Genomic DNA, 6227 nt, shown 5'->3' on the forward strand with positions numbered 1-6227 from the left:
CTGCGGGCTACTTTTAACGTATGAGTAAAACGAAAGCCCTGGCCTTTGGTTGGGGCTTTCTACTTCACTTCGATTTGAGACCTTCACTGCTTCATTTTGCATTGAAGAACGTATCTAGGACAAAGATGATGACGCCCCTGTCTGTTAACGATATCACAATTGTAACCGTGAGCTACAACAGCAGCCCCATCTTGCCAGACATGCTAAATTCGGTGCCTAAAGATTCGCGTGTTATAGTCGTCAATAATGGTGGAAGTGATACTGGCGCACTAGAGACTCTGTCAGCCCAGTTTGGCTTTCAGCTCGTAAACAGCGAGAAGAACCTTGGCTTCGGAGGAGGTTGCAACCTTGGGGTCGAGAGCGCAACAAGTGAATTTGTATTACTTTTGAACCCTGATTCTCAACTTTGCGACGGAACATTAGAAATACTTCTTAGTGCTTCTGCAAAATACGGCACGAATACAGCTTTTGGTCCACGCATTGAAAGTCCCGACGGTTCAGCCGATTTCAAACGTCGTTCTGTGTTGTTGCCAAAGTCGGACTGGCTCCCACGGGGGTGCCCAAAGGAAGAATGCGAGGTTCCTGTTCTTACGGGGTCGGCGATTTTCGCACGTCGCAAACTGTTTCACGATATCCCGTTTGACCCTGAAATCTTTATGTACCACGAGGACGACGATTGGTCTTTAAGTGTGCGTAAGCAGGGGAAGTTAATTTTCATACCCGCTGCAAGAGTGCGCCATCAAGCCGGGCATGCTTCTGGTCGTGATCCTTTAATAACACGTTTCAAAGCGTTTCAACTGGCACAGTCCAGGATCTATGCCATGGAGAAGCACGAGCGCCCGCATCCGAGGTTACACACGACGCTTAAAGCATTTTTGGGGCTGCTCTCTCCCGAAAACCTTTTTTCTGCGCGCCGCAGGGCAAAGAGTTTTGGGTTTTATGAAGGCGCGCGTAAATCTGCGAAAAAGTATACAAGCCCTTGGGACATGCCCGTTTCCTGGCGAAACATACCGCTTTGGAAATTGAAACGTGAGCTTATTCGTCCGTTCAAGCAACTAAAAGAGTTGGTCCCTCGCAATGCATCCTATTTTCTCGCTCAGCCATACTACGACTTGGTTCTGGCCCGCCAGAAACAAATTACTGATGGGGATGTGCGATTTGAAAAGAAAGTGGCGATCTATCTGATTTTTCCAAAATCTGGATTGCTCGCGTCACATAAGGTCGCGCTGGAGTATCTGAAAAAGGAAGGTTATGCGCCGATCGTCGTTTCAAATGTGGAACTATCTGATGCCGACCGGCAAACGCTGACCAAACTTTCATACAAAGTCATCGAACGCCCGAATTTCGGTTATGATTTCGGCGGTTACCGAGACGGCGTTTTGTTGGCAAGAGAGACACTTCCATCAGTAGACAAGCTTGTTATTCTCAATGATTCAAGCTGGTTCCCATTGCCGGGTTCATCGAACTGGCTAAAGGAAGCCGAAGCCTTGAATTTGGATTTTGTGGGAGCTGCAACAAATTATGGACATCCGCGTGCAACTCCGGAAAGGTATCGATCGTTACGTTGGTCTTACACGAGCTCCCATAAGAACTTTCACTACTGCTCCTTTGGGTTGCTGATTTCAGGCAAGATGTTCAAAGACCCGAGATTTCTGAAGTTCTGGAAAAGCTTTCCTTTGACCAACGATAAAACCGTAACCGTGCGACGCGGTGAAATTGGATTTACGAAGTGGGTGATTGCCAACGGTTTTTCGCACGGGACAACATTGGAGTTGGCGGAGCTGGATAAAAAACTCAGCTCTTTAGATTGCGACGCCTTGCGGGAAGTCGCCCGCAATACGATTATTCCAGCGGCACCGAAGCTCGATGCCTTAAAAAAAGAACTTTTGGGGAAAAATGCCTCAAAGGACGAGCTCGTAAATCTAGTCCTTACGATCGTTGCTGGACAAGGTGTCAGCTATACCATGACACGCTTTATGCATGACGAAAACGGTTTCGCATTTCTCAAAAAATCACCGGTTTGGCTAAGTAAAGAGGCATCGGACCTTACATTACAATTTGCACGCGATCTAGAAGGTCCGTTTTCTGATGTTATTTTGGAGGAAGCATTAGATCAACGGCGTCAACGTGCATCCGAATTTGACGCTTGATCTGACCAACTATTTATTACCTTCTCGCGTGCTCAGAAAAGCACGCGAGAAAAAAGAAAGTATGTTTACTCCGGCGCTTTTGTCTTGCGCAAGTAGGGGAAGATCGTCTCGAACTCGCCGAATTTCTCTTTTGCGGCTTCGTTTGACACGGTGGGTGGGATGATCACGTCTTCACCTGGGACCCAGTTTGCCGGTGTCGCCACGCCTTTGCCGGACATTTGCAGACCGTCCAGGGCACGCAGGATTTCCGCAAAGTTTCGGCCAACCGTCATCGGGTAGGTCATCGACAGTTTCAGCTTTTTGTCCGGGCCGATGATAAAGACGGAGCGCACGGTGGCGCTGTCTGCGGGGGTGCGACCATCGGGCAGATAGGCTTCAGCGGGCAGCATGTCGAAGGCTTTGGAGACTTCAAGACCAGCGTCAGCAACGATCGGGAAACTAGCGGGCGCTTTGCCGTAGGCTTCGATGTCACCTTTCCATTTGCGGTGGTCTTCTGCGCTGTCGACCGAGACCCCCATCACTTTGGTGCCGCGTTTTTCCCATTCATCGGACAGTTGCGCCACAGCAGAGAATTCCGTAGTGCACACGGGGGTGAAATCTTTGGGGTGGCTGAACAGAATCGCCCAGCTGTCACCAATCCAGTCGTGGAAGGTAACGGTGCCCTGGTCGGTTTCGGCTGTAAAATTCGGAACAGTGTCGTTTATGCGCAAGCCCATGGTGGGTCTCCCTTTTACGGATGGAGCGAGGGTGATGTCGCCTCCCTCCTCAATGTTGTTCGCGCGCGCAGGATTGCAACCATGCCCGCGGATTACCAGATGAAATATGGAGAAACTTTTGGTCATGCCTTGCGGCGGCGGGAGTAATTTGATCAAATTAGTCAATGAAGCTTGTGCGTTGTGTCCCGCAGTGACACAGTACCGTCAAACTGCGTAGGACCGGGAGTATCTTCGATGATTGAGAAGCGCGATTTTTACATAAATGGTCAATGGGTTAGCCCAATTGATGGACGCGATCATAACGTCATTGATCCATCAACCGAGGACGCCTGTGCGGTGATCTCACTTGGGGGGCAGGCCGACGCGGACGCCGCCGTTGCCGCCGCCAAAGCAGCCCTGCCCAGCTGGATGGCAACCCCGGTCGAAGAGCGGATCGCCAAGGTCGAAACATTGCTGGAGATCTATGAGAGCCGTTCTGACGAGTTGGCAGAGGCCATGTCGCTGGAAATGGGCGCGCCGCTGGATATGTCGCGCGGCTCACAAGCGGGCGCGGGCAGCTGGCATCTGCGCAATTTCATCGCGGCCGCCAAAGAGTTCCCTTTTGAACACCCCCTGAACGACGCATCGCCCAACGATCGTATCATCCACGAGGCGGTTGGTGTTGCGGCGCTGATCACCCCTTGGAACTGGCCGATGAACCAGGTCACGCTCAAGGTTGGTGCGGCCGCGATTGCCGGTTGCACCATGGTGTTGAAACCGTCCGAGGAAAGCCCGCTGAACGCGATCGTCTTTGCTGAAATGATGGATCAGGCGGGCTTCCCGGCTGGGGTCTTCAACCTGGTGAACGGCGATGGTGTTGGTGTCGGCTCGCGGCTTTCGGCGCATCCGGATGTCGACATGGTCTCCTTTACTGGATCGACCCGCGCTGGCACCGCTATCTCCAAGGCGGCAGCGGATACGTTGAAACGCGTCCATTTGGAGCTGGGTGGCAAAGGTGCCAACCTGATCTTTGACGATGCCGACGATAACGCGGTGCGACGTGGCGTGTTGCACATGATGCAAAACACCGGTCAAAGCTGTAACGCGCCCAGCCGTATGCTGGTGCAGCGCGGTATCTATGACAAAGTGGTCGAGGAAGCGGCAGAGGTCGCCAAAGGTGTCACCGTTGGCCCCGCGTCAGAGTCCGGATCCCACATTGGCCCCGTCGTGAACGAGCTGCAGTGGACCAAGATCCAAGCCCTGATCGAAAAAGGTATCGACGAGGGCGCGCGTCTGGTGGCCGGTGGTCCGGGACGTCCCGATGGGTTGAACAAAGGCTTCTACGTCCGACCCTCGGTCTTTGCGGATGTGAACAACCAGATGACCATTGCGCGCGAAGAGATCTTTGGCCCGGTGCTGTCGATCCTGCCGTTTGACACCGAAGAAGACGCGGTCGAGATCGCCAATGACACGCCCTATGGGCTTACCAACTATGTGCAGACGCAGGATGTCACGCGGGCCAATCGTCTGGCGCGGGTTCTTCGTTCTGGCATGGTGGAGATGAACGGCAAGTCGCGCAGCGCCGGGTCGCCCTTTGGCGGGATGAAGCAATCTGGAAATGGGCGCGAAGGTGGCACTTGGGGGATTGAAGACTTCCTGGAGGTCAAATCCGTCGGCGGCTGGACGCCTGAATAACCCAAAATACAAAGGCCGCTCTGATTGCAGGGCGGCCTTTGTTATCGGATCACCCGATCAGAACGACGCTTTGGCACGGAACCGCATAGATTCGCCGCTGTCTGGGTGTTTGATCCGCAGCTCTTCGGAATGGAGCATCATGCGGTCATGATCTAACGCATCGCCAGTGGCATACAGCGGATCACCCAGGATCGCATGCCCCAGCGACAGCATATGAACCCGCAATTGATGGGTCCTACCGGTTTTCGGAGTCAGGCGCACGCGGGTTTCATCCTCACCATATTTCACCACACGCCAATCAGTAAGCGCGGGTTTGCCCGTCTCGTGGCAGACCATCTGGCGGGGGCGATTTTCCCAATCCACAATCAACGGCAAATCCACTGTGCCCGCGCGCGGTTCAAGGGTTCCGGTCAGACGGGCCACATAGGCTTTCTTGGTCGTGCGCTTTTCAAACTGCATCGACAGATGGCGTTGGGCATGAGGGGTCAGCGCAAAAACCATCACACCCGATGTGTCACGGTCCAGCCGATGGACCAGCAGCGCCTCGGGAAAGACCGTTTGCACCCGCGACATCAGACAATCCGCCAGATGTTCGCCGCGTCCGGGAACGCTCAGCAGGCCGGCAGGTTTGTTCACCACCAGAATCTCAGCATCGTGATGCAGGAAATCCAATGGATCTTGGGGCGGGTTATAGTCGCTCGACACAGGCATGATGCTGCCTAGCTTGCCCGTTGCACGAGGGCAAGGTGCAGGCGCGGTTTACGCTAACGGTTAGATGAAGGGGGAGCGCCTTGCATCCCCGACGTCGCTGGCCCCAGATAGCATTATTGCTCCGCACAAGAGGCACGCCATGACCCAGCCGGATATTCATCTTTTTACTGCAGCGACGATGAACGGCTACAAACCCGTCATCTTCCTGGAAGAGGCCGGTGTGCCCTATGACCTCACCCCCATCGATTTTTCGAAACAGGAACAAAAGGCACCGGCGTTTTTGCAGATCAGCCCCAACGGTCGGATCCCGGCGATTGTGGATCGTGGGAATGGGGATTTTCCGGCTTTCGAAAGCGGCGCGATCCTGTGGTATCTGGCGGAGAAATACGCGTGTTTTCTGCCCATCGACGCCAAGGCCCGATCCGAGGTTCTGCAATGGGTGATGTTTCAAATGGGCGGGGTTGGCCCGATGATGGGACAGGCGATGTATTTCCAACGCATTGCCGCGCCCAATGGCGAAGAGCACCCGTTTGCCATCAATTTTCCTTCACCCAAGCCGATACCAGCCCAAAACGCGATGCCGTTTGGGGAATGGTCGTTGGTTGATAACGTGCATCTCTTCATGCGGCGGCCTTTCTGGACGGTGCGCGGGTTTGCGGTTTTTGGCCACGCCGGAAGGTCTCCATGATGCGCATTTGCTCACCGCAATCGGGGCATGGCTGGCGCAGTGTGAACGGGGTGACCTCGGCGGCTGGCGGGTCATCCTGTTTGGCGGTTTGCGCGCCGAGCAAGGTCCGCGCCTTTGCGATATTAGCCTTTCGCCCGGAACTGGCGAGCAGTCCATAGTGGCGGATGCGGTGGAACCGGTCCATTGCCCGGCAGGGCATGTTCACATGCCCGAGAGGGGGGGAGCACATGGATGAGAAAGCGGCGGATAAACTCTGATGTGGACAGGTGCATGACGGATCGCCCGTCC

Annotated in this window: 5 protein-coding genes and 1 pseudogene; 3 read left to right on the top strand and 3 right to left on the bottom strand. The window is 54.3% G+C overall.

The genetic code is table 11. The features are described 5' to 3' along the window. Positions 1–20: 20 nt before the first annotated feature. Positions 21–2150, top strand: coding sequence for a rhamnan synthesis F family protein (locus KMP13_RS14750; protein ID WP_215266720.1), 2130 nt, complete (start codon positions 21–23; stop codon positions 2148–2150). A 65-nt stretch (positions 2151–2215) separates the two neighbouring features. On the opposite strand, the gene KMP13_RS14755 is transcribed toward KMP13_RS14750, so the two are convergent. Next, positions 2216–2866 carry a peroxiredoxin gene (locus KMP13_RS14755; RefSeq protein WP_215266721.1) on the bottom strand — a complete coding sequence of 217 codons (651 nt, stop codon included), beginning with the start codon at positions 2864–2866 and terminating at the stop codon, positions 2216–2218. A gap of 234 nt (positions 2867–3100) precedes the next feature. Here KMP13_RS14755 and KMP13_RS14760 point away from each other — a divergent pair, with 234 nt between their 5' ends. Next, positions 3101–4540 carry an aldehyde dehydrogenase family protein gene (locus tag KMP13_RS14760; RefSeq protein ID WP_215266722.1) on the top strand — a complete coding sequence of 480 codons (1440 nt, stop codon included), beginning with the start codon at positions 3101–3103 and terminating at the stop codon, positions 4538–4540. Between the two features lie 57 nt (positions 4541–4597). Here KMP13_RS14760 and KMP13_RS14765 read toward each other — a convergent pair whose 3' ends face one another. Then, on the bottom strand, positions 4598–5251 hold the full coding sequence (locus KMP13_RS14765; protein WP_215266725.1) for an RluA family pseudouridine synthase: 654 nt from the start codon (positions 5249–5251) through the stop codon (positions 4598–4600). 139 nt (positions 5252–5390) lie between these two features. Between KMP13_RS14765 and KMP13_RS14770 the strand changes: the two genes are divergently transcribed. Next, on the top strand, positions 5391–5939 hold the full coding sequence (locus KMP13_RS14770) for a glutathione S-transferase family protein (RefSeq protein ID WP_215266727.1): 549 nt from the start codon (positions 5391–5393) through the stop codon (positions 5937–5939). Here KMP13_RS14770 and KMP13_RS21100 read toward each other — a convergent pair. Beyond that, positions 5872–6227 (bottom strand): annotated as a pseudogene (locus KMP13_RS21100) (transposase); the annotation flags it as partial. The gene KMP13_RS14770 and the pseudogene KMP13_RS21100 overlap by 68 nt on opposite strands.

It is taken from the genome of Epibacterium ulvae, from assembly GCF_018678075.1.
In the GTDB taxonomy this organism is placed as follows: domain Bacteria; phylum Pseudomonadota; class Alphaproteobacteria; order Rhodobacterales; family Rhodobacteraceae; genus Epibacterium; species Epibacterium ulvae_A.

Excerpts from the sequence above, each read along its gene's own strand:
- KMP13_RS14750 (WP_215266720.1), top strand. The coding sequence starts at position 21 with ATGAGTAAAACGAAAGCCCTGGCCTTTGGTTGGGGCTTTCTACTTCAC.
- KMP13_RS14755 (WP_215266721.1), bottom strand. The coding sequence starts at position 2,866 with ATGGGCTTGCGCATAAACGACACTGTTCCGAATTTTACAGCCGAAACC.
- KMP13_RS14760 (WP_215266722.1), top strand. The coding sequence starts at position 3,101 with ATGATTGAGAAGCGCGATTTTTACATAAATGGTCAATGGGTTAGCCCA.
- KMP13_RS14765 (WP_215266725.1), bottom strand. The coding sequence starts at position 5,251 with ATGCCTGTGTCGAGCGACTATAACCCGCCCCAAGATCCATTGGATTTC.
- KMP13_RS14770 (WP_215266727.1), top strand. The coding sequence starts at position 5,391 with ATGACCCAGCCGGATATTCATCTTTTTACTGCAGCGACGATGAACGGC.